Here is a 26,162-nt window from a genome sequence, read left to right as displayed (position 1 = left end):
TGTGCGGACCTCCGGCACTGACCTGCGGCTTGGTGGGCGCGGGGCTTGGGAGCGGTCGCCTGGCTCGACGCTGCTGTGCGAAGGAGGTGCTGCGTCGGCAGAGGGCTTTAAGCCGCTGCCTCGTACGAAGGTTGCGCGAGGAGAATCGCGAGGTGCGCCGGCGCCAGGACCGGATGATCAGCGACCTGAACGAGACGCGGACGGAGCTGCGGCAGCTCCTGGACCTCGTCGAGGTGGTGAAGAAGGTCGCGCTCCCCCAGCCCGAGGGCCGGGGCGGGCACGCCCGCGCCGGGGATGAGCTGCCCGGGGCCACAGCGCGCGGTGAACAGGTCGCAGGCGGTGCGCCTGCAGAAGGCGGTCTCGCCCCTGCTGTTGAGGGGGCCCAGGCGGAGCAGCACAGCGAGCAGCAGGGGGATGCCATGGACAACACCGCGCAGCAGCCGCAGCCCGGGGACGGTAAGAAGGGGCAGGAACTGACGCTCAAGGACGCGATCGAGGCCGCCTACCGCGGCACACACGTATCCGGGCAAGCTGCTCCCGCCGTGCCAAGGGAATCCGAGGGCCGGCCCGAGGATCCGCGGATCGCGCATGGCGTGCTGCTGCTCAAAGCCGCCGGCGTCGCCTCCGCAGAACTCGTCGCGCACCGCGACACCTGGGAGTGGCTAACCGCCCTCGCCGCCGGTCACGGCCACTTCCGCACCCCGCCGGCGGTGGAGGACAGCGGGGAGGGACGCGTGCGGACCGTCCTGTCCGGACGCGCCCTGATCGCAATGCTGATCGAGCTGTGGAACACCCGCTCCGCCGCCACCTTGCTGGAAGCCGACTGGGCACTGGCGACGACCGCGTACAACCGCCTGGCAGCCGGGCTCGCCGACATCACCGGGCAGGGGAAGACCATCCGCATCGTCCTGGACGACGGTCTCCCCCACAACACCGACACCTAAGACCGACGGGAAGGACGACGAAGCGGCCGCCCGCACGCTCGGGCGGCCGCACCAAAGCGCCTCATGTCGCCGGCGTGCGCCGGGGCAAGCGCCCCGGTCGCTTCCCTGCCGGGTGCCACGGTGACCGCTGCCGGTTCGCCGTGGCGTTGGCCGGTGTCCAGGCGGTGATGGCACAGCCGAGGTCTTCGCGGCTGAGTGTCTCCCCCGGGCGCCGTTGCAGGGCGCCCGGGGAATACCGCTTGAAAGCGATGGCGGCACATGCACAGGAGCCCCGCCCCTGTGCATGTGCGCACACCGGAAACAGCAACTACGCGACGTGATCGCAGTGGCCCCGCCGCTCGTACGGCATCATCGGCGGCTCCCCATGGCCCTGCAGCTCAGTTCGGCGGCACCGGCTGCTCTTCCTGTCCTTCGAAAAGGTACTGGTACATGCACTGCAGATACCCATACAGGGAGTCCTCGTCGTCGAACTCAACTTCCGTGAGACGTTCGTAGTCCTCGATGGTGAACTCACCATCGCGCAGCAATTCTTCGAATCCCTGCTTGACGGCATCGACGTACTCTGCCCTGAAGGCGAAGAGAGTCGGGCGAAGGTGGCCGCTCGCGTCGTAGGCCTGATCCAGGCCGAGATACACCTTGATGAATTTTTCGAGTTTCCGATTCATGAGGATTTCTCCATCATGGGTGGCGACCGGCGCCGGGTTCGCATCCATCGTCATGAGCTTCCAGTCGCCGTCCTGCATACGGCAGACCGGGCGGATCGTCCCTCACGGCAGGGGCGGATGTCGTCGGTGCGGGAAAGACAGGGTAGATCCAGTAACAGGCGCCGGGTACGGCAGCCCAGATCTTCGCCAGCCACCGCAGCTCCGTGCGCTTCCGCGACCTCCTTGTGCCGGCGGGCGCGGAAGGCTTCTGCCGCCTTGCGTCGTACCGCCGACCCTTGCCCGGAATAATGGGGCAAAGCGGGGCAAGCCGGTCTGTGTGCGCTTGATGCCCTCGGGAGCGAAACAGCGGCTGGGGGCGCAGGTGTGCTCCGAGCGCATGGCGGCGATTCCCGGCTTACCCTCCCACGACGGTCCGAAGGCGGTACTGCAATTCCTCGACGCTCCCCACCTGATTCGCCAGCCATCCCCTTCTGCCGGGACAGCTCATGGAGCAGCGCGATCGTGGCATCGCGGGCACCGGGCGTACCGACTCGACCGTCGTCATCGACGCACTGGTCGCGCTCTGGCTGATGACTTTCAGGTCAGCAAACATTCCCACGTCCGGTCTCCTCCCCGGTGTGCAAGCTCGCCGCTGAGGCAGCGAGCGTCCGGCCTGACCTGCGAGCCGCCTGCCAGTGGGCGCTGACCGACGCCGCCGAGGGCGCTCCTGCGCCGCCCCCCCCCCCCGCACCAGCGCCCCCTCCCCCGGGCCCCGCAACGCCCCACCGATCCAGGACACCGTCTACGACGCGCCGGACGGACACCGCCACGGCCGCACACCCGACGCGGGTCTGCCCGTGGCGCGGAAAAGCGATCGCAACCGGCCGCTGGTGTGCGCCTTGAGGCTGTGCTCCACACCGGCAGCCTTGAGGTACGGCGCCCGGCCGATGCCGCGGCGCCCTGCCCCGAAGGCCGGAGCGAATTGTTCGGGCCCGGACGGGCCGACGCTGCCTCGCCAGAGGCGCGGCCGGCCAGGCAGCACGTCGACGGCCGCACGTCGACGGCCGCGCGCCCCACTCGTTGGAGCGCACGAGGTGGCGGCCACAACCGCACCACGACTCGCCGTCCATCCGCACGGTCGGCGGCCGGCCCTACGGAAGTATCCGCCGCCCCCTCCTGCTCCTCCAGCAGCGCGCGTCCCCGCTCACGCCAGGACGGGGCCGGGCGCGGCGGCAGGCCGGACGACGGGCAGCAAGCGGTCGTCCGAGCAGGCGTCGAAGCAGCCGCCGGCCCGGGCAAGGCGCTCGCGCACCGCGGCCTGCCGCGGCCCCCGGCCCGGCAAGAACGCCCACCAGTACCTGAGGCCGGGCCCGGCCCACGGCGTCCGCCGCCACCCAGGTTCCCGGACGGGAATGCCGGCCGACTCGGCCCCCATGCAGGGCCGTCTCATACAGCCACCTCACCACGCCCGCAACCTGCTGTCGCCGCGGCTCCGGAGCGATTCGGGCACTGCCCTCGGGCCCCGCGGCCGGACGGGCGGCTCAGCGCAGTCCGGCGAAGAGATCGTCCTCGGGTACGGGCGCGCCGGTGGTGTCCTTGACGCGCAGGAAGGTCTCCGTGCCCATCAGCTCGCCGAACCGTTCCTTGCCCATCTTGAGGAAGAAGATGTTCTCGCCCTGGCTGGCGTGCGCGGCCAGCGCATCGAACTTCTGGCCGCTGAAGGCGGTGGTGTCCACCCACGTGGTGACCTCCTCGTCGGGAAGGCCGATCTCAGCCATCGCGGCGGCCTCGGCGGGATCCGGCTCCGGCATGTCCGGGTGAACCTCGCGCAGGATCTCCTCGAACCGCTGCATTCCCGAGCGGGGCATCGTCGTCCAGTACACCTTCGGGGTCAGCGCGGTCCTCTCCAGCGCCGCCATCGTGATGCGGTGGGCCTGGATGTGGTCGGGGTGGCCGTAGAAGCCGTTCTCGTCGTAGGTGACGATGACATCGGGCCGGTAGTGCTCCATGAGGTCCGCCAGGCGGGCGGCGCCTTCCTCCACGGGGGTCTGCCAGAAGGATCCGGGGGCGTCGTTGCCCGGCCAGCCGAGCATTCCGGAGTCGGCGTAGCCCAGCATCTCCAGATCGCTGATCTTCAAGGCGTCGCAGCTCTCCTGGAGTTCTTGGCGGCGCATCAGGGCGACGGCCGCCGGATCATGCCCGGCATCGCCCGGCTTGACACCCCCCGGCCCATCCCCGCAGCCGCCGTCGGTACACGTCACCAACACCGTGCGGATGCCCTCCGCCGCGTACCGCGCGAGGACACCTCCGGTCGAGGTGGCCTCGTCATCGGGATGGGCATGCACAGCCATCAGCGTCAACGGCCGGTCCGTCATAAAACACTCCTCCTGCAGATACGCCCTGGTCACAGTGCGCGGCGGACGTGCCGCGAACCCCGGGGCCCGGAACCCGGGGCCCGGAACCCGGGGCCCGGAGTCCGGCAGGCGAACGACCTTGCAGTCTCCGTATTTCCCCGCCCGCACGGCGCCGGTGCCCCAACCGATGCAACAGCGCCGAACAGGCCCACTGTTCCCGCCGCGACCGCTCGACCTCCAGATGCCGGGGTGCGTGAGGAAGCAGTCCGTAGTCGTGAACGCCTCGCCGCTGTTGTCATGCACGATGCTCGTGAAGCCACCGTGCACAGGCACAGTGAACACCGGCCACGCTGCAGGGCCGCGATGGGGCGCCGGTGAAGCCCGGCCCCGCACTGCCACCGTGACTGCGGGAAGTCCCCGGCAAGCGGCACACCCCGGTTCCACCGGAAGTCCTGCCCGGCCCAAGCGGCGTGACACACCACCAGCCCCGACCTAAGAGGCCAACGAATCCTCACTCCACTCCACCATTTGCCTTCCATTCCAAGACGCCAGGGCGCAGGCACACCTTCGAATACCCGCCGCCCAGGCCTCCACCGCACACACCCACCCCTGCCCCGTCCTCCCACCGCCCCACACCAGGCATGGCCGAAGCAGGCCAACCGGCGACACACCAGCACCGCAGCCCCCGGGAATCGCACGACACCGACCGACCGGCCGGAACCAGCGGCCCCACGCCCCATCGCCATCCGCCGGGCCGGCCGGCCCGGGGAGATTACGGGCCGAATCCGCCTCACCCGCATGGCGTGGGAGACGTGCGAGGGCGACGATCGGGCGGGCCGGAGAGCAGCGGGCGGCCCCGCGGCGCTGGATCCGCCAGCAGGAGCCGGGGCGATATGGATCATTGTGGGGGCAGGCCGGCAGCCAGTAGGTTCATGTCCCCAAAGGCGGAGTGAGGGAGGCGTGGTGTCCGGCTCGGTTTCATCGATGCTGCGTCCCCCGACCACCTCAGGAGGGCGGCACCTGCGTCGCGGGTGACGCTGCCGTCGCTGACGTCTCCCTGGCTCGTGGTACACCACTCGGTGGAGGACATTGACGTGGCCCGGTGGCCGGGGCGACTGTTCCGCGCGCAGATCGTGCCCCCGGCGACACAGGAGGAACGAATAGCCCTGGCATCTGCCGCCGAGGACCTCAGCCCCCACGCCGGCTACACCCGCGCCCTTGCCATCGACCTGCTGGAGGAGCTCTCTGCGTCGGTACTCTTCGGCCCGCACGGGGATGCCGTGCGCCAGGTGCTGGAAGCCGGATGCGCCCTGGACGAGGACGAGGCGCGCCGGCTTGCCACCGCCCGCCCTGCCGCAGCCGACCACGCCTACAGCACGGCATGGGACCGCTGGCTCGCCGAACAGCCCCAAGGCGCCTCCCAGCAGGGCACGGAGCACGCGGGGGTGGTCGCAGTCTCCGGTGTGGGCCCCGCCCCGTCACCGATCGGCCACGGGCTCTCCGTCCTGGCCCACACGGTCGACAAAAGCGCCCGGCTCCGCGGCGGCACCGGCGCGCACACCACCGACGCGGACGGTGAGGAGGTATTGCTCGACCCGTGGCACACAGCCTGCGCCGCACTGCTCGACACCGCCATGGCCCTCGGCGCGCCCCATCTCACGGACGACCGGACCCGCACACTCCTCACCACCGCCTGGACCACAACCTACGGACCCGCGATACCTCCCGACAGCGACCACACCCCCACCTGACACACCAACCTCCTGCAAATCCTTGCCCCACTCCCCCTGTCGCCTTTCCTTCCACGACGCGAGGGCGCAGACACACCTTCGATGCCTCGCCCGCCGACGCACCCCGGCGGCACGGAGCGGAACAGACCCCGTCGCGAGGGGCCAAGCCTCGCGCGCACAGCAGCCGGGCACGGCAAAGGAGCCCCCGCACGACGCCGCCAGCCCAGCCGGCCCTCCAGGGCCGTCCGCGGCCCCGGAGACGTCCACCGGCTCAGCTCGCGCACAGCCCGGTACTGCCCCTCGACAGTCTCGGCGACGGCAGGCCCACCCGGGACCCTGGGGCGGCTTCGCGGCCCGGTGATGCGGTGAGCGGCTACCGGAGGAAACCGATCTCCGGGCTCACGGGGCCGGATCGTTGAGGAGGGGCTGATCGACCCCCGTCAGCTGCGGAGCGAAGAAGACTGCCACGTACTCCCGGGCGAGCCGCACCCCGCCCTCCACAGCGATCGTGGTCCCGGGAGGCTCAGGAGGGCCGAACTCCTCCACGAACAGCGGCATGTCGGTGAAAGGCGGCACGGTAGGAGCCGGCAGCACTCAGCCAACGCCTCCAACCTCCGAGAGGGGCCCAGCCCTTTGACCAGCTCGGATCCACCCGACCCTCGCCCACCGGGTGACCGGCCCATTCCCGCCCAACGGGTGACCAGCCATCAAAACGGCTTGCCCCTGCGCCCGGTGGCAGGCCTCGGGACATCCATCGTGCCGGCCAGATCCCCTCCGGCCATCGGCCAGCAGGGTAAGAACAGCGGCAAAACCCCCGACCGAACACCCGGCCATCCCGATCCGGCCGCGCTCGATCATGCGAGCGCAGCGCCAGACCGGCCCCCGGCGAGCCGTCAACTCATCGACGACACAGGAGACATCCACATCTCCCGCCCGGCTCCCCTTCAGAACCACCTCACCCTTTGGAGACCGCAGCCTGCCGCACACAACACACGCCAGCATCCACCCGAAAGGAAGAGTCCTTCCGCAGTTCTCATAGGTGTCATCCACCAACGCGAGGCGCCGCAGCCACGGCCACCAGACCCCCGACCAGACCACTCGTCCGGCACACCGCACGGGGAAACCGCACTCTGCGCACCAACAGCCGCCTGACGGCCCCAGCCGGTCAGGGCCAGGATGGCCGACACGGCCGGCGGCACCGGCGCGGCCAGGGCCACCTCAAGCCGGCTGCCCGCACCGAGGCCCCGACGAACGGTATGAAGACCCGGAACATCAAGGCCTCTCTGACTCGCCACATTCGAACTTGATCACCTCAGAGGGCGCTGCCTGAAGGAGACCGGCCCTGCTGTATCCAAGAGCCAACGATTCACTGGCGGCCATATCAGGGGTTACAGGACGAAGCTCGCCCTCGCTGGTGCGCAGCCAGTGCGACTTCTGACTGTCGGTGAAACGCAGGCCAACGTCGCGCACGGGAGGTTTCACCTCTACCCGCGAGCACGGAGGAATCTGCCCCAGGTAACGAGATTTCACCGCCAGAAATGTCTCTTCCAGAAGAACCTGAGTGTGCGTCTCCCGCGACGAAGAATCTTCTTGGAGCAGTTTCCGCCAAGCGCCGCCCGCAGTTCCCCCGTCGGTGATGTCGGAGAGTGAGTCGGCACGGGCCTCGGCAAGTCTTTCTGTGGCTTTCGGATCGGTCCACTCATAGTCGAGCTGCACAGAAGAAATGGGGTCAGCAGATCGGTTTTCCACGACCCGCACGAGTCCTTTGGGTCTGCGCTCCACCCATGACGTCACCTGGGAGGCCTGCTTCCGTACGGTCTTTTCCTGGTCTTCCCGGGACTGCGCAAGCTGATCTTCGGCTACGCGCACGCTCCAGATGGTCACTACACCCGAGAACGCCAGGCCGCCGGCCGCGACGGCGGCCGTAAAGAGAGCCGTCCACTTACTCCAGTCCCAGTGCCGACGCCGCCGACCCTGTGGCCTTCTCCCCAGGCTGCTCCTTCGCGGTGCCGGACGACGTCGTGCCATCCTGGCCCGCACCACACGCGTCTTCGCACTCACAACGCCCCCAACAGTGCCCTTTTCTCGAAGCAAGGGCCTCAACACCTCACTCCGGCCCGCCCGATGCCCTCGGAAATCCAGCTCGGCCACGCCTCTCACGGTACTCGCTAACCGCGACAGCGAAGGGGCTTTCACTCCACCACCCCCGCAATAGGCACGGGCATGCCGAGCAGCCCGCACCGCGCTGTCTTACCGACGTCACAGCGGATAGCGGGCGCTTCCTGGATCCGGGGGGGGCGCCGCGGCAGAGGCGGCTGGTTCTCGGTGTACCGGCCGAATGGGCGAGGACGGGACGAAGATGCCTGGACCTGCGTCGGACGCAAATCGGCATCACGCCTCCGGACCACGCGTCCCCCACTCGACCACCGTTGCCGGCGGCAACCGTCCGGCAGCTGCACCCGGCGTTCTCGCACCGCACACGCTGTCGGTTGTGGCGTGGCGGGCTGAAGGGGCGAGGGCCGAGATGAGGAGGCCGTCGTGAAAATCCCGAGCCAGTCGCGTTCTGAAGTTCCTCACACTCCTGCGAGCTCTACGTCGTCCTGTCCCCGGCGGCGGGCGTCCCTGGCGGGCGAAGGCCCTGCAGATCCCGAATGTCGGGGAGACACCCGCATCCGGTACGCAACGGAGCACACAATGGCGCGCCCTCCGCCCGCATCGGCGACAACCACCGTCCGTATCGAATCTGCCACCCCGCTGCTGCCGCCGGTGAAGCCGGAGCAGCTGAGCAACGGCTGCACGGTCACTGCCAACTGGCTGCGGGCGATGATGACGCCTGCCAGGAGGGCCACGATCGCCGCGCAGACTTCACGCTCCTGCACAAGCCCGTCCCGCACACCAAACGGCACAGTCAGCGGGCCCGATCCGGCGCCCCGTACCCGTCGTCGATCCTGCGCGGCATCACACCGAGGTCCAGATTCTCCAGCGCGTGCGGCATCGGCCCGAAGCCGGCGACCCAGGCCTCGACACGGCAGATCTCACTGGCCTCGTCGATCCCCAGGAAGAAGCGGCCGTTATCCAGTTCGCCGAGTGGGAACAGGTGCCTTGCCAGGGAGGCACTCCACTGCGAGAACCGGTCCTCCTCTCCCCGCGCCAACTCCGGTTCCAGTACGAAGGGTTCCCGGGCGCGGTTGATTCCGGGGCCACCGATGTTCACGGTCAGTCCCCCGAACTCCTGAAGAAACACCTCCGCCGCCTCGTGCATGACGATGCCTACCGCCTCGAACATCGACCGCCAGCCGGTGGTGTCGACCCGCCTGCCCGCCGTCCACCCCGAAGCCTTCAGGACCTCCCGCACCTGCGGCGACCACTCGCTCATGACCGGCCCCACTCCCCCGCGCGAAGGACGAGACGATGATCCCAGCCCACGGCCCTAGAGAAAGCAACCGGTGACCGCACCACACGAAGCGGGCCACAGCCCGACCTCCGTCACAGAGCCAGGGCCAGACATCCCCTCCAGGGACGGGACGAGCCCGGCGAGGAAGCGCCAGAGGACCCATGCCGTGGCGGGGTGCAGCGCGCTGCCCGATGCGCTCCCGGCCCGGGGGCGACGGCCGCCTCCGGCGGATCATGCCCCAGGCTCCTGCCGGGTCACATCCACCGCAAACTGCACCGGAGGCGCCTGCACCGGCCGGCCACCGCGGCGCAGCCAGCGCAGGCGCTCCCCGGCCCGCTGCGCGACGCAGCCGGCCGGGGCGGTGCGGGCAGCGGGGAGGGTCAGGAGGTCTTGAACGTCCAGACGTAGGGCTCGCCGTCGTCCTCGGCCGACCAGTGCACGGCCAGTTCCTTCGTGCCCTTGGGGACCATGTAGGTCTCGCACAGCACGTGGCTGGCGCCCTTCTTCCAGTTCTCGATGTCGGTGTCCGACTCGCAGCCCGGCGCATCATCCGCCGCACCGATCAGAATGGTGCCGCGCCGGCCGTCGGCGTAGATCTCCACATTGTCGCCGACGCTGGGGTAGGAGGCCACGACGCCGCCGCCCTTGTTCGTGTACTTCACATGCGCCACCGCGGGCACGAACCCCTTGGCCTTGGCCGGATCATCGACCATCTTCTTGGTGTCCGCCTCGGTCCCCACGTCCACCTTCTGCGCCAGGACGTCGTACGTGATCTTCCCGTCGTCCTCCTTGAACGCGCTGGTGGCGCTCTCACCCGTCGCCATCTCCCGGCTTGAGGGCTTGTCCTCCTGCAGCTTGCTGGTGCTGCCCTTGGCCTCCCCCTTGCCGTCCCCGCCGCCCCCGCCGCAAGCGGTCAGCGTCAATGCCAGAACAGCCACGGGCACGGCCGCACCCAGCCACGACGTCTTCCGGTTCCCCATGCTCGATCTCCCCGTTGATAGCGATCAGTTGACATGATCATAACCACAGACCCCGTCGGGGATCACACACCCGCCCCCACTGACCTGCGCTTTGTCATACTCCGACCGGAACACGCCATTCGACCGGTCAGCCGCCGGAGCGCGAGGGGCGCTAGCCCGGATCACCCTTACGCCCGCAGAGGTCAGGTCGGACGCCAGATCCTTGTGCCGGGGAGCGCAAAGCTCGATCGCCTCCCCGGTGTGCAGACGCACGTCCAAGGAGCCATCGTCCAGCCACGGCGTCGGGACGGTGTGCACCGTACCGAGGATGTCGGTCAGAGCGATGTCCAGGGCTGTGCCATCCGGGCCTCGCAGATGGAGGGCCGAGGCGGTGAGGGCCGCCGCGCCGAACCGGGCGGAGCTGCGGTTCCAGGTGGTGGGTTCGGTGTCCGTGTCGCGGGCTGCGTCCTCGGACAGCCCGAAGCCCACCCCGTAAGGGGCGGCTCCGGCGGGAAGCGCGGGCGCTGCGGCGCGGGCTCCCGCGCGCAGGGCGCGGCGCCGGCGCCAACACGGCACCACAAAGCAGGGCGACAGCAGGATGAAGATGCCCAGCGCCAGGGCAACGACCATGCCGAGGTTGGCCGCGATGCGCGGACGAAAGACGGAGACCGTGCCGAGGAGGACAACGACCGGGCCGGCCGTGACAGTGAGAAAGAGCGGGATCGGCACCGCGCCCCGCTGACCGGTTTTCGGCTCGGTGAGCTGCCTCCGGTGGATGCCATGGTTCCGCCTGCGAACCGCCTCGACCTCGGTGCGGTTGCCCGCGGTGGTCATCAGGTACTCCTTGACGTGTCGGTTGTGGGCAAGAGGGCGGTTGCGGGCACGCGAGCTGCCGACCGAGGGGCGAGCTTGCCCGCGCCACCTGGACCCGGGGCTATGGATGGGCAGCGCCCAGGCCCCGCGCATGAGCCGCGGGTTCCCCCGGCGGCTCCCTTTGGGTGCTGGGTAGCCGTGGGCGCCTAGAGGACCTGCAACAGCGAGCAGGCAGCGTAGACCGCGATCGCGGCCACGGCCCAGACGAAACCTCGTCCGAAGTTGGAGGTGCCGCCGTCCTGCGTGCGGCTGAGCCGCTCTGGGTTGACGAGTCCGAGCACCGCGAGGACGGCGGCAAGTGCAAAGAGCAGGATGATGAGGCCGAGCACCGATTCCCCCGTAGATCGAAGGCCTCATATCTACCATCCATAGCACCAGGCCGGGGGCGGCAGGGCAGCGAGCCTCACCGCGCTCTCACGACGCAGCGGCCAGACACCGAGCCATCTGGCTGGGTTGCGTATGAAGGTCGTGCAGCGGCGATGCCTGCGGGGGTGAGGGCACTGCGGACAGCTGGCAACGTGCGCGTAGTCGTTCCCTGCGGTATTCCGCGGAAGAGGCATCTGCGCGCAGGGACGGGTTGTATTGATTCAAAACGCTTTGTGTTCGCGCTCGTTGGCGGCGTGTGAGTGGCCTGGTGGCGGATGCGCGGACCCGGTCACCTGACGCGCAGGAGGCTGTGCGTTTGCCGGCGATGTCCGCGCTGGTGGAGGGCCGGAGCCGGTCGGAGGTTGCCGCGCTGTTCAGGGTGTCGGTCATGGCCGTGGACACGTGGTGGGCGAAGTGGCAGGCGGGAGGCCGACCGGAACGCGCTGCCGTCCCATCCGCGGGGCCGGCGTGCGAGTGATCATCAGGTCCTGTCCGAGGCCGAGCAGGCGCGCGAGGAAACCCCTCCCGCTGCCACTCAAGCCAGCTCCCGCACTGCGCCGCCACCAGCGACCGCGTACCGCGTGACCCGCAGCAGCGTCCGCACGCGCTCCGATACCCGCAGCGGCTGTTCGACCGCGAACCGCTCGCCGACGGCCCGGGGACGTGACCCCATCCGTCGCTGGTCATCGTCGATGTCCCACCGCTCGACCAGCGCGTTCAGCGCCTCGTCTCGTACCTGGTCAGGACCACGCCATCGGGAAACGTCCGTGTCTCCACCAGGTTCAAATTCGCCCAGCTCTCCAACGCGGCGAAGAACGGTGTGCCGCTACCCACCAGGACCGGATGGGTGACGATCGCATACTCATCGATCAGCCCGGCCCGCATCGCTGCCCCGGCGAGCGCCGCGCCACCGACCCTCATCGGCCCACCGTCCTCGGCCTTGAGCCGCGCGATCTCCGCGACCGCGTCGCCGGTGACCAGGCGAGCGTTCCAGTCGACCGTGTCGACCGTCGAGGAGAACACCACCTTCGGCGTGTCCCGCCAGTTCCGCGCGAACTCCATCTGCGCCGGGGTGGCACCCGGCTGCTGGTCACCGGTCGGCCAGTAGGCGCTCATCGTCTCCCACAGCCTGCGCCCATACAGCAACAGGCTGATCGCCCGCTCCTCGTCCAGCCACCACTGGAACAGCTCGTCGCTCGGACCGCTCCAGCTGAGGTCGTCGCCCGGCGCGGCAATATAGCCGTCCACGGACAGATTCATGCCGTAGAGCAGCCTCCGCACAGCACCAGCCTCCCGTCAGTCGGTCCCGGAAGTCTAGACGGGCCCCGACCCCGGATCCCGGACACGGGCTGTGCGACTGGTGTGTGGTGGAGAACGTCCTCGAAGAGGATCGGTGATCATTAACCGCGACGGGAGTGACATCATTGGATGGTCCAACGGTAAAGCCATCAAGAAGCGTCGAGACGGGCCTCGCACTCGTGGGGCCAGCTCTCTCGCCCTTGCAGGGTCTCGCGCTTGAAGGCCGCATGGGACATCGCTCCGGCCCCTGCAGCTCGACCTGACGCCGCACCCAGCCTTCAGAATCGACCTCGAAGCAGAACCATGTGTCTTCCTCATCCCAGTAGCAGCGCATCCACCTCGGCATCCGAACATCATGCGGGTGATCCGCAGCGTCGTCATTGACGAGGGTCGCGTACAGCGCCCGCACGGCGCGCTGGCGTACTCGCCGGCACATGGCAGCCCGCCCGAGGAGTCGTGCCACACCCTGTCGGGTTCGCAGACGTCATCGATGGATGGCGATCAGGTGCGCGGGGCCATCCGACCAGCGCCGCCCCCCCTCAGCTGGAGTGTGACGTGCATGATGGTGAAGTGAGCGGTATTGCATCGGGCGAAGTCATCGTCGAAGCGGGCTGGCAGGCCGTACGTGACGACGGAGGCGTACGTAGCGAACTTGTGGAGGCGGCGTACGCGGAACCGCGCTTGCGACAGCTGTTCCCGTGGACGGGAATGGGCGAACTGCATTTCAGCCGCTGCACCGAGAAGCGATGGACCTGGGACATTCCCTACATCCAGCCCACTGCGGAGGATACCTACAGGGTTTCAGGTCCCCATCCGCAGTGGGACGGTGGGCCCGGCCGCCACAGCCCATGAGGCCATCGCCATGGTGCTCGAGCGCCTGCCGGCCGACTGTGGCCCTGCTTTCGTCGGCACCCCCGAAGAACTCGCAGCCCACCAGGCCGGAGACAGCAGATAGCCACGCAATACCTGCGGCCCTCCCCCTCTCACGCACCATCGTACGGACAGCGGAACGTACGGCGGTGAACGTGGAGCATCGCTCGCCGTACCCTCTACCGGCGGGCTCCGGGAAACCGGAGACCGCACGGCAGCGCAGCAGCTCACGAACGCGGAGGGCAATCGGCAGTGGGCATCGGCAAGATGGAGAACAGGGCCCAGAAGGACATCGCCAGGAACCAGATGGCGGCGCCCCGCGGACTTCGACCGCCGAAGGGCTCAAGGCCCTGCTCGCCCAGCGTCTGCCGCTATGGCTGCGGGGCCTCGTGATGCTCGCCGCGAGCGCCGGGGTCATTGCGGGAACGTAGTGGACGGCCGATTCCTACAAGGACACGGCGGCCGACCAGCAGGCCCCCGGCTGCCCCGCACCGACCATCCCCACCAACGAATCGGACTGGCTCGCCGACGGCTGCATCGGCCGCGAGGCCGCCCGCATCCTGGGCAAACCCAGTCCGCGGGCAACTGCAGTGGCAGCGGCCCGCTCCACAACTGCCACACCACCCACACGCTGCAACTGCGCAGGCCTCGCAACGCAACGACTCACTCGACGTCGCGCACGACCTCTACGACACTGCCCGCCCCGGCAGCCGCCCACAACCGCACACCTGGCACGCCAACATCGTAAGCATCACCGTCCGCGGCCACAGCGACACCTTCCCACCCTCCTCCCAGGTCTCGCTACGGCTGCACACCACAGTCCTCTGACTGCCGCTCGCCTCACCCCGTGAGGCAGCCCCGCGGCACTCAAGGCAGTGAGCCTGGCAGCGGGCAATGATGTCGCTGCAGCATCCAGCGGTCTCGTCCTCCCGGGCCCCGGCATGCCTGACCACACACACGGTGGGGGCCGGTGGGATGGTTTCGGGGCGTGGGCCAGCCTCGTACGTGACCAGTCGTTCGGTGTCTCCCGGTCGGCGCCCGTCACTGCGGGACGCGGTGGCCGTCACTACGAGACGGGGCGGCCGTCACTGCGAGACGGGATGGGAGGCTTTCCCAGGCCCGGCTCGGTTTCGCCCCCCGCCCTCAGCGCCATCGCCCCGGGGGCCGTAACTTGGGTTGCTGGAAGAGGCCCTGACCGTCTCAGTTTCCGCCCGGTCGGTCAGCTGTCGAGCCGGTGGGCCAGTCCGAGCAGCTCCGGCAGACGCAGCACCCGCTCGCCGAAACCTGGCAGCGGCACGTGCAGAGGTTCGGTCCAGCGGTCGGGAATCGCCCCGACCCCGTAACAGGCTCCCGCAAGGCCGCCGGTGACTGCGGCGACGGTGTCCGTGTCGCCACCCAGATCAATCGCTGCTCGCACGGCTTCCTCATAGCCGGTCGTCGTCCGCAGTGCCCAGATGGCGGAGCCCAGGCACGGCCAGACAGCACCGTTGAACTCGGTGGCGTCAGCGGGGTGCCAGTCGGTCGCCAGCACCACCGCGTACCGTCGGCGGTGGTCGGGATGGACGAGCCCGACCACCCCGGGCAGGGCGGCCAGGGGGTCGGCGCCGTCCAGTGCGACCCGGACATGTTCGTGGAAGACGGCGGTGCCTTCCCAAGCTGCGCGGTCCCCGTGGGTGAGGGCTGCGATGCCGCGGGCGGCGTCCATGGTCGCCTGCTGTCCCGCCCCCGCGAAGCGGACGGCCGAGGTGCTCGCCCGCATCAGCGCACCGTTGCCCGCGGCCCGCTCATTGACCTGGAAGTGGTACGCGGCGGCCCGATCCCAGGGCAGCCCGTTGGTCAGCACATCCTCGGTCTGCAGCCCGATGTCCTTGGGCTCGCCGGCCGACCACCGCTGGAACCGCACGAAGACGTCCCCCGGGTCCAGGCCGTCCCGCTCCAGCAGCGACTCCGCGACGAGGACGGCCATCTGCGTGTCGTCCGTGGCCTCGCCCGGGTCCCAGCCACCGCCGCCGCACATCTCACCGCCCACACCCGGCACGGGAAATCGGGCGGAGAACGCCCCTTCAGGGCCAAACTCGAACGGTGCGCCGAGGGCGTCACCCACCGCCGAGCCAATGACGACGCCGGCGGCCCGCTCTCTGCGATCCATGCCGGGCAGGATAGCGGTCGGCGCTCAGGCTCCGGGCAACCCCCGCACCGCATGGAACAGCCCATTTCCGGTGTTGGGTGGGAGGTCGAGGAGGCAAGAGCGGGCGGCAGTGCGGAGTCAGGTCGAGGGCCGGGCCGAGGTCGTGGATCTCGGTGTCGGGCTCCGGGGGGACCACGTCACGCAGACGGTGGTCGTGGTAGTGACGATCGTCAGCGAGGTGGGCGAAGGGGGTGTCCATCGGGCTGCCGTCGGAGACGACGAAGAGGACCTCGCCGTCCTGGGGCGGGCCGCGGCGCGGACGCAGGGGCTACGGGTTCAGCGTCGTCAGGGCGATCGCGCCGATGAGAATGACGGCGGCGAGGAGTCCGGCGATCGTGCCGCCGAAGATATTGGGGTGGCTCACGCGGTAGGGCATCGCCTGCGGATAGCGCAGGAGCACCGCGGAAGCCCGCGCGTCGTGCAGATGGGCGCTGGGCCCGCCTGCCGCATGCGTCACGGTGAGGCTGCACGCACCACCGATACGGTTGGTTGCCGCGAAGGTGACACGCTCATGTCCCTGTTCTCCGATAGCCGTGCGCAGCATGCTTTCAACCGACTCCCCGATGTCACGGCACGTGAAGGCCCCGCGCGACAGTCAGTTCGGCCTGGCCACCGAGCGCCCCGGTACCAGGAAGGGCAAGGTCCACTTCGCTCCCGAGTCCCCCAGGCCTGCGACACCCACCGGCAAAGGGAACCCTCTTGGGCAGCGGCGGGAAACTGCGGGAGCTGTTGAGGAGTAAGGCCGCCGGTGCCATACAGGTCCGGTTATCAATCCGCCGGGGGTTCGCATCAGTTTTCTCTTCTCCCTCACAGCGAGGCTGGGAAAGACTCAAGCGACACACCGCCCCACCCACATTCGGTGCGGGAACACTTCCGTCCTGGGGGATTTCATGCGCATTGCACGACTGCGGTCCGTAGCCGTAGTGGCTACAGCCCTGACCGGCCTGGCCGCGGGAACCACCGCCACGGCCCCGGCCGCATCCGCCGCTCCGGGGGCCTGCGTACAGCCGGAGACCAAGGACTTCTACATCAAGAGCAAGTGGGTCAACCAGCAGGTGGACCCCGACGACCCGACCTTCGCGAAGTACTCGGTACGCATCGCCGCATGCCCCGACCAAGCACCCTCCGCCTGGAACATCACCGAGGCAGCAAAGGAGTTGTCGTTCGAGGGGACGCTGTTCAACAAGGACATCTACGGCGAGCTGAAGCACATCAGCACCACCGGCAACGAGCGGGTCATCGACCTCACCATGAAGCTCAAGCAGTGCGGCCCCCCGCACCAGGTCCTGGGCGGCCCCTGCGCAGACGAAGTCATCTTCGCCAAGCGCTTCGTCCTGACCGAGGTCGGCAACGAAGTGCAGCTCAAGCAGAGCGACTTCCCCACCACCGGCTGGGGCAGCTCCGACAAGTACGTCACCGAACTCCCCCAGCAGTGATGCGCAACCACTTGCACGCCACGTCATGACGTGTGCACATGCGCGCGTGCGGTACCTCGCCCTGGCAGCCAGGGCGAGGTACCGCACACATCCAGCGGGACCGCACGCCATGATGTGCAACCACCATCGCTCCGGCGTGCAGGGGGCCATCTCGGCGGGGAGGAGAGGCTGACTGTCGTCGTGCAGGCCGACGATGGTGGGCTGGCTGGCTGCCCGGCTGCGCCGCACCAGGCCTACCCTCCTGCCTATAGCCTGCAGCGATCCTGCCTACCCCCGGGCTCCCTCAGCCTTCAGGACCGCACGTGCGGTGCGCAGTTGGCGGAGCTTGGCGGTCTTCAGCCCGTGGAAGTAGTGGGCGTGCTCACGGACGGACTTCTCCTGCAGGGTCTTCTCCGCGGTGAACCAGGTCCGGGCGAAAGCGGTGCGCTGCTTGCAGCGGACGTCGGCCTTGGCCGTGGCGATCTCCTCGCCCGAGGCGTCGGCTGAGGTGTTATTTGTCTCCTCCGAGGCGCCGGCTGCGGTGTCCTCCTTCCACCAGCGGGCGTCGTTCACGGCTGCTTCCGGGCTGGTGTAGGGGTGGTGCTCCTCGCGCATGCAGGTGCGCCATGCCTGTTGGGCCTTCTTCACGGAGGGGTCCGACCGGGACTGTTTGAAGGCGGTGGCGTCCAGGGTGTGGAGTTTTCGCTCGTCGGCGTCCCCGCCGCGCAAGAGTTGGCGGTCGGCCGTGAGCGCGCATCCGTGGCGTGGGTCAAGGGCCGCCTTTCGGGCCCGGGGTGACAGGGCCGCCTCGCGTTGCTCCTCGCGCTGGACCACCGCCGGGTAGGGGCTCAGGAGGTTCTGGGGAGCGTGGTAGCCGAAGCGGGCGGCCACGTCGGTTTCGATGACTCCGTAGCGGCGGCGGTTCTTCCAGTCCACTGCCCTGGCAGGGCGGTCGATCACGGGCCATTCGCCGCCGAGGCGTCCCAGGCAGGTGCGGATCAGCCGGTCCCGGGCGGCGGAGAGGGTGTAGTACTCGGCGAGGGAGAGCTGGTAAGCGTCGAAGGGGAGCACCAGACTGCGGACCTGCTGCGTGGGCGTGGGAGGCGGCCGGTCCTCGTGGCTTGGCGCGGGTGCGGCAGGCAGCGCGCAGGCTCCCGCCAGCAGAAGGGGAAGGGCGAGTGCCGGGCGGCGGGTGTGTGGGAGGGGCATGGCTTCTTCCAGACGGTGGCCGTACGGGCCACCGCCGGCGGTGCGTCGGCGGCGGCCCGTACGAGCGGTGCTGCTAGCGGAACCGGATGGCGCTGGCCTTGTTGTCGAACCCGTTGTTGGTCAGGTCGCTGTCCTCGGAGTGCGGCTTGGCGTAGTAGGTACGGCCGGTGTAGCCCTTGCCGTCGTAGAGGACGACCTCGTGCCCGGTCTTGTTCTTCATGGAGCTGGCGCCGTTGTTGCAGGAGTTCTTGGCGCCGATCCAGTCGTTGTTCCGCAGGTCCTTGTCGCTCTTGGTGACCGAGCAGTGGCCGCCCTTGAAGTCATCGTGTCGGTAGAGGGTGAACTTCGCGGCCGCGAGCGGCGCGGGGGCGGTGGCAGCGGTCGGGGCGGTGGGGACCGCGGCGACTGCGGTGGCGGCCGGCGTGAGCAGGCCACCGGCGCACAGGGCGGCGATGCCGATCGCGGTGACGGTCTTGCGCTTCATAAGTGGGTCCTTACGTCTGAGTGATCTGACGGTGCCGGGCGGAGCTGCGCCGCCTCGGTGCCACCAACTTGTCGGGGCGGGCACTTGTCCGAAAGCGCTGGTGACAGGGGACAAACAAAGCGAACAATGTGATTGTCGGGTGCTTGTGTGGCCCATGAGGAAATCGCGCTGAGTGACCAACTGCGCTGAAGCGACTGAGGAGTGTGCGTGACGGGGGACAGCCAGAACGGATCAAGCAGGCCACGCAAGGCACGGCTTGGCCGGCCGGAGAAGCCGGTGGATCCCGCGGCCGGGCCGGTGGAACGGCTGGCGTGGGAGCTGCGCCGCTTGCGGGAGGAGGCGGGATCGCCGAGTTACCGGGCACTGGCACGGACGGCGCACTACTCCGCCAGCACGTTGGCGGAGGCGGCGAAGGGCGAGCGGCTGCCCTCCCTGGAGGTCCTGCTGGCCTATGCCCAGGCCTGCGGAGGGACGCGGGCGGACTGGGAGCGGCGCTGGCAGGCGGCTGCGGCCGCGGCACGGGAGCAGACGGGCGGCGGCCGGGCCACGTGCGCCCCCTGCCCCTACCCCGGGCTGGCGGCGTTCGGGCCGGAGGACGCCGAGGTGTTCTTCGGCCGCGACGTGCTGACCAAGGAATTGGCCCGCTGCGTGGAACGGGGGCCGCTGACGGTGGTCCTGGGCGCCTCGGGCAGTGGCAAGTCCTCGCTGATCCGGGCCGGGCTGCTCGCCGGTCTGGATCAGCGGTGGCAAACCGTTCTACTGACTCCCGGGACACGGCCGCTGGAGGAGATGGCCGGCGCGGTGGCCCCTGTCATCGATGCCGATGCCGACGCCGACGCGCTGCGGGCACGGCTCGCCAAGGAGCCGGGCGCATTGGATCTGGCGTTGCGTACCTGGCTGGCCGGGCGACCCGAGACCACCCGGGCCCTGCTCGTGGTCGACCAGTTCGAAGAGCTCTACACCTCGGGCGCGCCGGAGGAGGAGCGCAGGGCCTTCCTGGCCGCGCTGGCCGACCTCGTCCAGAGCGCCGGCGGTCGGGCACACCTACTCCTCGGGGTGCGCGCCGACTTCTACTCCCGCTGCCTGGCCCACCCCGGCTTCGCCGCGGTCGCGCGCACGGCCGCCCACCTGCCGGTGGGACCACCGACCCGGGAGGAACTGGCGGACATCATCACCGCCCCCGCAGCCCGCGCGGGGGTGAGTGTGGACGGCGACCTGCTGCAGGTGGTGCTCGGTGAAGCCGCCGACCAGCCCGGCGCCCTGCCCCTGGTCGCCCACGCGCTGCGCGAGGCATGGACCCGGCACCACGGAGCTGCCCTGCACCTGGCCGACTACCAAGAGGCGGGCGGCATGCGCGGCGCGGTGGCCCAGACCTGCGAACGGCTCTACCACGAGGCCACCGGCCCCCAGCAGCAGATCATGCAACAGCTGTTCCTGCGCCTGACGGCGCTCGGCGAGGGCACCGAGGACACCCGCCGCCGGCTGGCCCGCAGCGAGCTGGACGGCCTGGCAACACCGGGTGAGACCGAAGCGCTGCTGCAACGCCTGGCCGACCGGCGCGTCCTGGTACTCGCCGACGGCACTGTCGAGGTCGCCCACGAGGCAGTGATCCGCGCCTGGCCGCGCCTGGGCCGCTGGCTGGAGGAGGACCGCGCGTCCCTGCACACCCACCGCCGCCTGACCGCCGCAGCCGCTACGTGGCAGGAACTGCACCGCGAGAGCGCCGCCCTGTACCGGGGCACCCAGCTGGCCACCGCCCAAGCGTGGACGCGGCACCGGGACCACACCACGCTGAACACGCTCGAACGCGACTTCCTCGCCCACAGCGCCCGCGCCGAGCACCGCCGCACCCGGCGCGCCCGCTTCCTCACCACGACCCTGGCCACCCTCCTCGTCCTCGCCCTCCTCGCCGCCGTCACCGCCTACCGGCAACGCAACGACGCCCAGAGCCAACGCCGTGCCGCCCTCGCCGCCCAACACCAGGCCCAGTCCCGCCAGCTCGCCGGCCGCTCCGACACCCTCCTTGGTACCCGCCCCGACCTCGCCGCCCTGCTCGCCGTCCACGCCTACCGCACCAGCCCCACCGCCGAAGCCACCACCAGCCTCTACAAGGCAGCGCACCTCCCCCTGCGGCACCGCCTGGCCGCCACCGGCCCGGCCGCCGACGGCCTCACCGGTGTCGCCGTGGCCTACAGCCCGGACGGCCGCACCCTGGCCACGGCCGGCTGGAGCGGCACGGTGCGCCTGTGGAACGCTGCCACCGGCCGACTTCGCACCATTCTCACCGGCCACAAGGGCAACGTGATGTCCGTAGCGTTCAGCCCGGACGGACATACCCTCCTGATCGGCGGCGCCGACGGCGCCATCTGGCGGGGGAACCCCCACACCGGCCGTGTGCACGCCACAGCCCTCACCGCCCATGAAGACGTGGGAGCGGTGTTCTTCAGCCCCGACGGGCGCACCGTGGCCACCGGAGACGGCTCGGGCACGGTGCACCTGTGGAATATCGAAACCGGCCGCCGACAGGCCACCCTCACCGGCCACCAGGTCGCCTCGCTCGCCTTCAGCCCCGACGGAAACACCCTGGCCACCACGGACTTCGACAACAGGGTACGGCTGTGGGACGCCACCACCGGTACTACGCGCACCACCCTCGCCGACCGCCACGAAGACGTGTCCGCACTGGTCTTCAGCCCTGACGGGCGCACCCTGGCGACCGGCAGCAACGAGGGCAGAGTGCGCCTGTGGAACATACGCACCGGCCAATCCCGTATCACCTTCACCGGTCCCCACCCCGGCGAGATCACGGCGCTGGCCTTCAGCCCGGGCGGAGAAACCCTGGCCACCGGCGGCTACGGCCCGGTGCACCTGTGGGACTCCGACAGCGGCCGCGCCCGCACAACGCTGGTCGGGCACACCGGCCGCGTCGGCTCACTCGCCTTCAGCCCCCGCCGACACATCTTGGCCACTGGCGGCGGCACCACGGCCCGGCTCTGGGACACCCGCACCGGCCGCACCCTCCCCCGCCACCACCGGGACGTCGGCGCGCTGGCCTTCAGCCCCGGCGGGCAGACCCTGGTCACCGGCAGTGCGGACGGCACCACGCGACTGTCAGCTACGGCCACCGGCCGCACCCGCACCACCCTCACCGGCTCCAAAACCGCGGTGAATCTGGTGCACTTCAGCCGCGACGGCCGCACCCTGACCACCGCCGGCAGCAGCGAAGGAGACCGCCGAACCACCGTGCGCATCACCGACGCCAGGACCGGACGCGTCCGCCTGACGCGCACCGGACCGGCCGACAGCTTTTTCAGCCCCTTGGCCATCACCCCTGACGGGCGCACCCTGGCCATCGCCGGTGGCTCCTTCGGCTCTCGGGTGCGCTTGTGGGACCCACGCACCGGCCGGACGCGCACCATCCTCACCGGCCACCGCAGCGAGGTCACCACAGCTGCCTTCAATCCCACTCAGCACACCCTGGTCACCGGCGACCAGGACGGCACCATTCGCCTGTGGAACACCCGCACCGGCCACAACCGCACAATCGCCACCAGCCACAGCGACGAAGCCGTGACCGCCGTGGCCTACAGCCCGGACGGGCACACCCTGGCCACCGCCGACCAATCAGGCGCCATCACCCTCCGCAACCCAGCCACCGGCCGCGCCCGCACCACTCTCACCGGCCACAAGGACAGCGTCGATGCCGCGGTCTTCACCCCCGACGGCCGCACCCTGGCCACCAGCAGCGCGGACGGCACCATTCGCCTGTGGGACACCCGCACCGGTCACACCCGTCAGACCATCGCCGTTACCTCCCGCGCGTACGGCCCCCTGGCTTTCAGCCCCGACGGTCACACCCTCGCCGCCGTCGACGGAAAGACCGTTCACCTCTGGACGGTGGCCCTCCCGACCGCCACGGCAGCAGTCCGCCACATCTGCACCGCCCTCGGACGCGACCTCACACCACAGGAACGCGCCACCTACCTCCCCCACAACCCACCCAATCCCGCCTGCAAACGCTGATGTCGCCCGGCGCCGGGCGACATCAGCAGGCCGGACCGGACCGAGGTGCCGACCGCCATCGGGGTCACCCGCTCGTGCGCGGCCCGCCCCGGAGCGGGGGCAACCCGGAACACCGGGCAAGCACGCCAATGCGGTACAGAAAGGCAGAAACACAGAACCGGTCCACGAGCTCTGGAAGGCTCCGTGGACCGGTTACTGTCAGGCGCGGTCAGGCGCGGTCAGGCATGCTCACGCGAGGGTGATGTTCTCCGCCTGGGGGCCCTTCTGGCCCTGGGTGACCTCGAAGGTCACGGCCTGGCCCTCCTGCAGCTCGCGGAAGCCGGTGGCGTTGATGTTGGAGTAGTGCGCAAAGACGTCCGGACCCCCGCCGTCCTGCGCGATGAAGCCGAAGCCCTTTTCAGAGTTGAACCACTTCACGGTTCCGCTTGCCATGCTCGTGCCTTTCCATCGTTGTCGGGTCCGCACCGCGCGGCCCGGAGGTGATCGCCCTGGTCCGGCACCACACACCAAGACGCCCGCGCCGGAGCACGGGCAGGACCACGACAGCTGACGCCGACGCTACACGCCGAAACCCCCTACCACCAGACAGCGACGATCTTCAGCCAACAACAACCACTGCTACCCACCCGGCAAACGGCAACGGCAACGGCAATGGCCATGGCAATCGGCAGCAAGGGCGCTCAGGACAGCGACGTCGGCCTGCGCGGCGGCGGGACGGCGCGCAGCAGCTCCCACAACGGCTGGGAGCCGGCTGCCCACACGGCCAGGGTGTGCCGGTCCACTACGTGCAGCCGCTGCTGCCGGGCGAAGGTCACAGCCGGCGCGGTCACCCGGCCGTTGGTCACGATCACCGCGACATCGGCGCCGTGGACCTGGCGGGCGGTGCCGTTGAGCACCTGCAGGTCCGGCGTACCGACCGCGGAGCCGGACAGGCCCTTGCGCCGGTGCTTGCACTGGATCACCCAGCGCCGCCCGAAAGGATCGGTGGCCTTCACGTCCGCCCCGAGGTCGCCCCCGCCGCCCACCCGGACCGCGTCCCGGCAGCCGTCCCGGCGCATCAGATCCCGCACCGCCTCTTCGAACCGGCTGTGGTGCAGCGCATCCAGCTGCGGCATACCGAAGCGCAGCCCCTGTGCTCGCACCGCTTCCCACCGGGCTCTTTGCTGCTGCTGGTAGACCCGACCGGCGCCCGCCAGCGCCGCGAGGACGCCACCGAGGAGGAGGATCCACCAGTGGAGCAGCAGCCAGTCGACCACGGCCCCCAGCAGTACCAGTCCTATGACCCCCGCCACTGCCAGGCCGGTCAGGTCGTTCTTGCGCCGCCGCCTGCCGGTCCGGGCAGGCCGCCGCCGCGCCGGCGGGCGCCTGGCCGTCATCGCCGGTTCTCCATGGGGGTGTTCACCGGCTGGCCTGGGAAATGCCGGAGGCCAGCTGGGTCAGCCCATCCAGGATCCCCTGGCCCAAGGCGGTCGGAGCAAGGACGATTCCCAAGGCGAGGACGATGACGACGGTCAGCTTCTCGTCGAACCGGCTCCGCGCCTCCGTGCGGCGCCGCAGCCGCACGATGACGGCCGGCAGCACCGCCACATTGATCGTCAGCACCTGAATCCCCCTCAAGCCTCTCCAGCACCTGCCGCGTCACGAACCGACAGCAGCACTACGACCTCTGGTGTAACGCGGCATGGACGAGGAGGTGGCCGCTTCCCGTCACAATGGCAAAAAGCCTCCCCTGGCTCGATCACTTCCAGCCGGGCGCAGCGTCGGATGGCTGCTTCGTCCGCCCCAGCACCGGCAGAACACGACCGCCCGCGTCTGCCCCTGCGTCCGGCGCGAACCGCGGCCGAGCGAGGTTCTTGGCATTCGCAGGGCTGCTCGGTGAGACCGGCCCGTCGGTGGCTCGGCGGCGATTCAGGCGTGCATCAGCAGAACGGGCGGAACTCCTTGAAGTCCGGCGTCGGGCGCGGCTCCGGCAGCCGGTAGGCGCGGGTTCGAGGCCGACCACTGGCCGGGTCCGTCGTCCCGCCCGTCAGGGCGTCCGGCATCGGGCGCCACCCCAGGTTGGTCTCGAAGTACGCCGCAGCGGCCCCGACCGAGGGCCAGCAGACATCGTCGAGCAGCACGACGCCTCCGGGCCGGACGATCTCGCCCAGGAACACGAGGTCGACGAAGACGTTGTGGAAGTGGTGACTGCCGTCGACGAACGCCGCGTCCGCGGCGAATCCCGCATCGGCCAATCGAGGAAGGAACCGCTGTGACGGCTCGGTCACCAACTCAGCGACGTCGTCCAGGCCGGCGCTGCGCAGCAGCTCCCACCCCACACCGTCGTACGCCGTGTTCTGGAACGGGTCGATCACCACGTGCCGTGGGGTCCGCGTACCGGCGCGCAGCAATGCCTCGCCGATCGCCAGCGCCGAGCGGGCATAGGCCAGCCCGACCTCGACGACCGTGCCAACGTGCTCTTCCACCAAGAGGTCACGTACCCGATCGCAGTCGCGCTCCGGCAACGTGACCGTGGGGAAGTCCGGAGCGCCGTGCGGCGTTCGTGGTGGTCCGTGTTCGGCGAGATCGCGGCGTACGGCGGCCACCGCCGCCAGCCAACCGTCCTCGGCTCCGTCCGGGTATGCGTTCGAGTTCATCAGTGCACGCTCCTTCGTCCGCTGCTCGGTGTTCCATGGCCCGCCCCCCCATCTGTGCTTCATCCCGGCGCCGTAGCTCGTCGAAGCCCGAAGCGGGTGGCGTTGCGCTCAGCCAGGTCGGAGACGGGAACGGACCCGTCGATCACGACCGTATCGAGACCGCGGGCAAGGGCCTGCCTCCGGACCTCCTCGTCCCAGAGAGCATCGCGGAGCAGACGTTTCGCCACTGCACTTGCCGGCTGCTCGGTGCCCCAAGTGGCCCGGGCACGAGCGGGGTCCGCGTAACGGGCTGCGAGTGCGTTCTCCCTGAATTCGGCGGTAGGCAGGAGGAAGACGGCCTGGTCGGGTCGGCGCAGCAGCGGTGCCAGGTGGTCAGGCAGAATGCCGAAGTAGTCGACCAGGATGATGCGCTCGTCGGATTTGGCGAGCAGATCGTCTACGAGGAAGCCGACCGTCTCGCCGTGCAGGCTTGGCATGGCCTGGAACACCTGGTCGGGGGTGCGGCCGCGCCACATCGCCCCGGGCGGCAGGCCCCGCAGGCCGGCAAGGTGCGGGTGGCGTTGTGGAGTGCACCGCTCCAGCCAGCCGTGTTCTGCGCGATCCCCCTGGTAGACCGCTACGTCATACCGGTCGGCCAGTGCTTGAGTCAGTGTGCTTTTGCCGGCGCCTGTGCCGCCGGCGATCCAGCGTACGTGTGCGAGTCGGTCTTTGAGGACGCGAGCAGTCCCAGCATCCGAGAAGACGGAGGTCATGTCCATATGGTCAGGGTTTCGG

General features: G+C 69.7%; 27 protein-coding genes. 8 read left to right on the top strand and 19 right to left on the bottom strand.

The features are described 5' to 3' along the window. Nucleotides 1–131 precede the first annotated feature (131 nt). Complete coding sequence (locus ACIGQF_RS37440) at nt 132–944, top strand: hypothetical protein (protein WP_399720223.1); 813 nt, start codon at nt 132–134, stop codon at nt 942–944. A 377-nt stretch (nt 945–1,321) separates the two neighbouring features. Here ACIGQF_RS37440 and ACIGQF_RS37435 read toward each other — a convergent pair whose 3' ends face one another. Further along, on the bottom strand, nt 1,322–1,687 hold the full coding sequence (locus ACIGQF_RS37435; protein WP_399720220.1) for a hypothetical protein: 366 nt from the start codon (nt 1,685–1,687) through the stop codon (nt 1,322–1,324). Nucleotides 1,688–2,094: 407 nt separating this feature from the next. Between ACIGQF_RS37435 and ACIGQF_RS37430 the strand changes: the two genes are divergently transcribed. Then, on the top strand, nt 2,095–2,244 hold the full coding sequence (locus tag ACIGQF_RS37430; protein WP_399720218.1) for a hypothetical protein: 150 nt from the start codon (nt 2,095–2,097) through the stop codon (nt 2,242–2,244). Nucleotides 2,245–3,129: 885 nt separating this feature from the next. Here the strand turns inward: ACIGQF_RS37430 and ACIGQF_RS37425 are convergent. Next, complete coding sequence (locus ACIGQF_RS37425) at nt 3,130–3,963, bottom strand: PIG-L family deacetylase (RefSeq protein ID WP_399720216.1); 834 nt, start codon at nt 3,961–3,963, stop codon at nt 3,130–3,132. Between the two features lie 1,073 nt (nt 3,964–5,036). Between ACIGQF_RS37425 and ACIGQF_RS37420 the strand changes: the two genes are divergently transcribed. Further along, nucleotides 5,037–5,693 carry a hypothetical protein gene (locus ACIGQF_RS37420; protein WP_399720213.1) on the top strand — a complete coding sequence of 219 codons (657 nt, stop codon included), beginning with the start codon at nt 5,037–5,039 and terminating at the stop codon, nt 5,691–5,693. Between the two features lie 378 nt (nt 5,694–6,071). Here the strand turns inward: ACIGQF_RS37420 and ACIGQF_RS37415 are convergent, their stop codons facing one another. The 6 genes from ACIGQF_RS37415 to ACIGQF_RS37390 all read right to left on the bottom strand — a co-directional run bounded on the left by ACIGQF_RS37415 (nt 6,072) and on the right by ACIGQF_RS37390 (nt 11,227). Then, a complete protein-coding gene (locus ACIGQF_RS37415) occupies nt 6,072–6,248 on the bottom strand; it encodes a hypothetical protein (protein ID WP_399720211.1) in 177 nt (58 codons plus the stop codon). 696 nt (nt 6,249–6,944) lie between these two features. Continuing rightward, nucleotides 6,945–7,541 carry a hypothetical protein gene (locus ACIGQF_RS37410; RefSeq protein WP_399720208.1) on the bottom strand — a complete coding sequence of 199 codons (597 nt, stop codon included), beginning with the start codon at nt 7,539–7,541 and terminating at the stop codon, nt 6,945–6,947. 1,039 nt (nt 7,542–8,580) lie between these two features. Beyond that, the gene (locus tag ACIGQF_RS37405; protein ID WP_399720205.1) at nt 8,581–9,048 is read right to left on the bottom strand and encodes an SUKH-3 domain-containing protein; all 468 of its coding nucleotides are present in this window, start codon (nt 9,046–9,048) and stop codon (nt 8,581–8,583) included. A gap of 398 nt (nt 9,049–9,446) precedes the next feature. Next, nucleotides 9,447–10,046 (bottom strand): hypothetical protein, encoded by a 600-nt coding sequence (locus ACIGQF_RS37400; protein ID WP_399720203.1) that lies wholly within the window; start codon nt 10,044–10,046, stop codon nt 9,447–9,449. A gap of 24 nt (nt 10,047–10,070) precedes the next feature. Beyond that, nucleotides 10,071–10,859: a hypothetical protein gene (locus tag ACIGQF_RS37395; RefSeq protein ID WP_399720200.1), complete on the bottom strand. Its 789-nt coding sequence runs from the start codon at nt 10,857–10,859 to the stop codon at nt 10,071–10,073. A 185-nt stretch (nt 10,860–11,044) separates the two neighbouring features. Further along, nucleotides 11,045–11,227, bottom strand: a complete 183-nt coding sequence (locus tag ACIGQF_RS37390; protein ID WP_399720197.1) for a hypothetical protein — start codon at nt 11,225–11,227, stop codon at nt 11,045–11,047. Between the two features lie 362 nt (nt 11,228–11,589). Here ACIGQF_RS37390 and ACIGQF_RS37385 point away from each other — a divergent pair, with 362 nt between their 5' ends. After that, entirely contained in the window at nt 11,590–11,742 is a 153-nt protein-coding gene (locus tag ACIGQF_RS37385) for a helix-turn-helix domain-containing protein (protein WP_399720251.1), read from the top strand. A 57-nt stretch (nt 11,743–11,799) separates the two neighbouring features. Here ACIGQF_RS37385 and ACIGQF_RS37380 read toward each other — a convergent pair whose 3' ends face one another. After that, nucleotides 11,800–11,937, bottom strand: coding sequence for a hypothetical protein (locus ACIGQF_RS37380; RefSeq protein WP_399720195.1), 138 nt, complete (start codon nt 11,935–11,937; stop codon nt 11,800–11,802). A 44-nt stretch (nt 11,938–11,981) separates the two neighbouring features. Continuing rightward, a complete protein-coding gene (locus ACIGQF_RS37375) occupies nt 11,982–12,545 on the bottom strand; it encodes a dihydrofolate reductase family protein (RefSeq protein WP_399720192.1) in 564 nt (187 codons plus the stop codon). A 588-nt stretch (nt 12,546–13,133) separates the two neighbouring features. On the opposite strand from ACIGQF_RS37375, the gene ACIGQF_RS37370 reads away from it, so the two are divergent. Beyond that, nucleotides 13,134–13,415 (top strand): DUF6193 family natural product biosynthesis protein, encoded by a 282-nt coding sequence (locus ACIGQF_RS37370; RefSeq protein ID WP_399720189.1) that lies wholly within the window; start codon nt 13,134–13,136, stop codon nt 13,413–13,415. Between the two features lie 10 nt (nt 13,416–13,425). After that, nucleotides 13,426–13,518 carry a hypothetical protein gene (locus ACIGQF_RS37365; RefSeq protein ID WP_399720187.1) on the top strand — a complete coding sequence of 31 codons (93 nt, stop codon included), beginning with the start codon at nt 13,426–13,428 and terminating at the stop codon, nt 13,516–13,518. A 1,134-nt stretch (nt 13,519–14,652) separates the two neighbouring features. Here the strand turns inward: ACIGQF_RS37365 and ACIGQF_RS37360 are convergent. Together ACIGQF_RS37360 and ACIGQF_RS37355 are read right to left on the bottom strand one after the other, a co-directional pair. After that, nucleotides 14,653–15,582 carry an ADP-ribosylglycohydrolase family protein gene (locus ACIGQF_RS37360; protein ID WP_399720185.1) on the bottom strand — a complete coding sequence of 310 codons (930 nt, stop codon included), beginning with the start codon at nt 15,580–15,582 and terminating at the stop codon, nt 14,653–14,655. 307 nt (nt 15,583–15,889) lie between these two features. After that, nucleotides 15,890–16,165, bottom strand: a complete 276-nt coding sequence (locus ACIGQF_RS37355; protein ID WP_399720183.1) for a hypothetical protein — start codon at nt 16,163–16,165, stop codon at nt 15,890–15,892. Nucleotides 16,166–16,544: 379 nt separating this feature from the next. Here ACIGQF_RS37355 and ACIGQF_RS37350 point away from each other — a divergent pair, with 379 nt between their 5' ends. Further along, nucleotides 16,545–17,057 (top strand): hypothetical protein, encoded by a 513-nt coding sequence (locus ACIGQF_RS37350; RefSeq protein WP_399720180.1) that lies wholly within the window; start codon nt 16,545–16,547, stop codon nt 17,055–17,057. A 267-nt stretch (nt 17,058–17,324) separates the two neighbouring features. Here ACIGQF_RS37350 and ACIGQF_RS37345 read toward each other — a convergent pair whose 3' ends face one another. Continuing rightward, nucleotides 17,325–18,245 (bottom strand): hypothetical protein, encoded by a 921-nt coding sequence (locus ACIGQF_RS37345; RefSeq protein ID WP_399720176.1) that lies wholly within the window; start codon nt 18,243–18,245, stop codon nt 17,325–17,327. A 73-nt stretch (nt 18,246–18,318) separates the two neighbouring features. After that, nucleotides 18,319–18,729, bottom strand: a complete 411-nt coding sequence (locus ACIGQF_RS37340; RefSeq protein WP_399720173.1) for a peptidase inhibitor family I36 protein — start codon at nt 18,727–18,729, stop codon at nt 18,319–18,321. Between the two features lie 207 nt (nt 18,730–18,936). Between ACIGQF_RS37340 and ACIGQF_RS37335 the strand changes: the two genes are divergently transcribed. Continuing rightward, the gene (locus ACIGQF_RS37335; RefSeq protein ID WP_399720169.1) at nt 18,937–22,752 is read left to right on the top strand and encodes a hypothetical protein; all 3,816 of its coding nucleotides are present in this window, start codon (nt 18,937–18,939) and stop codon (nt 22,750–22,752) included. A gap of 228 nt (nt 22,753–22,980) precedes the next feature. On the opposite strand, the gene ACIGQF_RS37330 is transcribed toward ACIGQF_RS37335, so the two are convergent. From ACIGQF_RS37330 to ACIGQF_RS37310, 5 genes are all read right to left on the bottom strand, one after another. After that, the gene (locus ACIGQF_RS37330) at nt 22,981–23,184 is read right to left on the bottom strand and encodes a cold-shock protein (protein WP_361550724.1); all 204 of its coding nucleotides are present in this window, start codon (nt 23,182–23,184) and stop codon (nt 22,981–22,983) included. 248 nt (nt 23,185–23,432) lie between these two features. Then, nucleotides 23,433–24,128, bottom strand: coding sequence for a restriction endonuclease (locus ACIGQF_RS37325; protein WP_399720166.1), 696 nt, complete (start codon nt 24,126–24,128; stop codon nt 23,433–23,435). Nucleotides 24,129–24,150: 22 nt separating this feature from the next. Continuing rightward, the gene (locus ACIGQF_RS37320) at nt 24,151–24,354 is read right to left on the bottom strand and encodes a hypothetical protein (protein WP_399720163.1); all 204 of its coding nucleotides are present in this window, start codon (nt 24,352–24,354) and stop codon (nt 24,151–24,153) included. 317 nt (nt 24,355–24,671) lie between these two features. Beyond that, nucleotides 24,672–25,388: a class I SAM-dependent methyltransferase gene (locus tag ACIGQF_RS37315; RefSeq protein WP_399720161.1), complete on the bottom strand. Its 717-nt coding sequence runs from the start codon at nt 25,386–25,388 to the stop codon at nt 24,672–24,674. A gap of 59 nt (nt 25,389–25,447) precedes the next feature. Then, nucleotides 25,448–26,140 (bottom strand): hypothetical protein, encoded by a 693-nt coding sequence (locus tag ACIGQF_RS37310; protein ID WP_399720158.1) that lies wholly within the window; start codon nt 26,138–26,140, stop codon nt 25,448–25,450. Nucleotides 26,141–26,162 lie beyond the last annotated feature (22 nt).

This window comes from Streptomyces sp. NPDC053560 (assembly GCF_044544605.1).
Classification (GTDB): Bacteria; Actinomycetota; Actinomycetes; order Streptomycetales; family Streptomycetaceae; genus Streptomyces.
This window is presented reverse-complemented; position numbering and strand designations above follow the sequence as displayed.

Excerpts from the sequence above, each read along its gene's own strand:
- ACIGQF_RS37435 (WP_399720220.1), bottom strand. The coding sequence starts at position 1,687 with ATGCAGGACGGCGACTGGAAGCTCATGACGATGGATGCGAACCCGGCG.
- ACIGQF_RS37430 (WP_399720218.1), top strand. The coding sequence starts at position 2,095 with ATGGAGCAGCGCGATCGTGGCATCGCGGGCACCGGGCGTACCGACTCG.
- ACIGQF_RS37425 (WP_399720216.1), bottom strand. The coding sequence starts at position 3,963 with ATGACGGACCGGCCGTTGACGCTGATGGCTGTGCATGCCCATCCCGAT.
- ACIGQF_RS37405 (WP_399720205.1), bottom strand. The coding sequence starts at position 9,048 with ATGAGCGAGTGGTCGCCGCAGGTGCGGGAGGTCCTGAAGGCTTCGGGG.
- ACIGQF_RS37400 (WP_399720203.1), bottom strand. The coding sequence starts at position 10,046 with ATGGGGAACCGGAAGACGTCGTGGCTGGGTGCGGCCGTGCCCGTGGCT.
- ACIGQF_RS37395 (WP_399720200.1), bottom strand. The coding sequence starts at position 10,859 with ATGACCACCGCGGGCAACCGCACCGAGGTCGAGGCGGTTCGCAGGCGG.
- ACIGQF_RS37385 (WP_399720251.1), top strand. The coding sequence starts at position 11,590 with ATGTCCGCGCTGGTGGAGGGCCGGAGCCGGTCGGAGGTTGCCGCGCTG.
- ACIGQF_RS37380 (WP_399720195.1), bottom strand. The coding sequence starts at position 11,937 with ATGGGGTCACGTCCCCGGGCCGTCGGCGAGCGGTTCGCGGTCGAACAG.
- ACIGQF_RS37365 (WP_399720187.1), top strand. The coding sequence starts at position 13,426 with ATGGTGCTCGAGCGCCTGCCGGCCGACTGTGGCCCTGCTTTCGTCGGC.
- ACIGQF_RS37360 (WP_399720185.1), bottom strand. The coding sequence starts at position 15,582 with ATGGATCGCAGAGAGCGGGCCGCCGGCGTCGTCATTGGCTCGGCGGTG.
- ACIGQF_RS37355 (WP_399720183.1), bottom strand. The coding sequence starts at position 16,165 with ATGCTGCGCACGGCTATCGGAGAACAGGGACATGAGCGTGTCACCTTC.
- ACIGQF_RS37345 (WP_399720176.1), bottom strand. The coding sequence starts at position 18,245 with ATGCCCCTCCCACACACCCGCCGCCCGGCACTCGCCCTTCCCCTTCTG.
- ACIGQF_RS37340 (WP_399720173.1), bottom strand. The coding sequence starts at position 18,729 with ATGAAGCGCAAGACCGTCACCGCGATCGGCATCGCCGCCCTGTGCGCC.
- ACIGQF_RS37330 (WP_361550724.1), bottom strand. The coding sequence starts at position 23,184 with ATGGCAAGCGGAACCGTGAAGTGGTTCAACTCTGAAAAGGGCTTCGGC.
- ACIGQF_RS37325 (WP_399720166.1), bottom strand. The coding sequence starts at position 24,128 with ATGACGGCCAGGCGCCCGCCGGCGCGGCGGCGGCCTGCCCGGACCGGC.
- ACIGQF_RS37315 (WP_399720161.1), bottom strand. The coding sequence starts at position 25,388 with ATGAACTCGAACGCATACCCGGACGGAGCCGAGGACGGTTGGCTGGCG.
- ACIGQF_RS37310 (WP_399720158.1), bottom strand. The coding sequence starts at position 26,140 with ATGACCTCCGTCTTCTCGGATGCTGGGACTGCTCGCGTCCTCAAAGAC.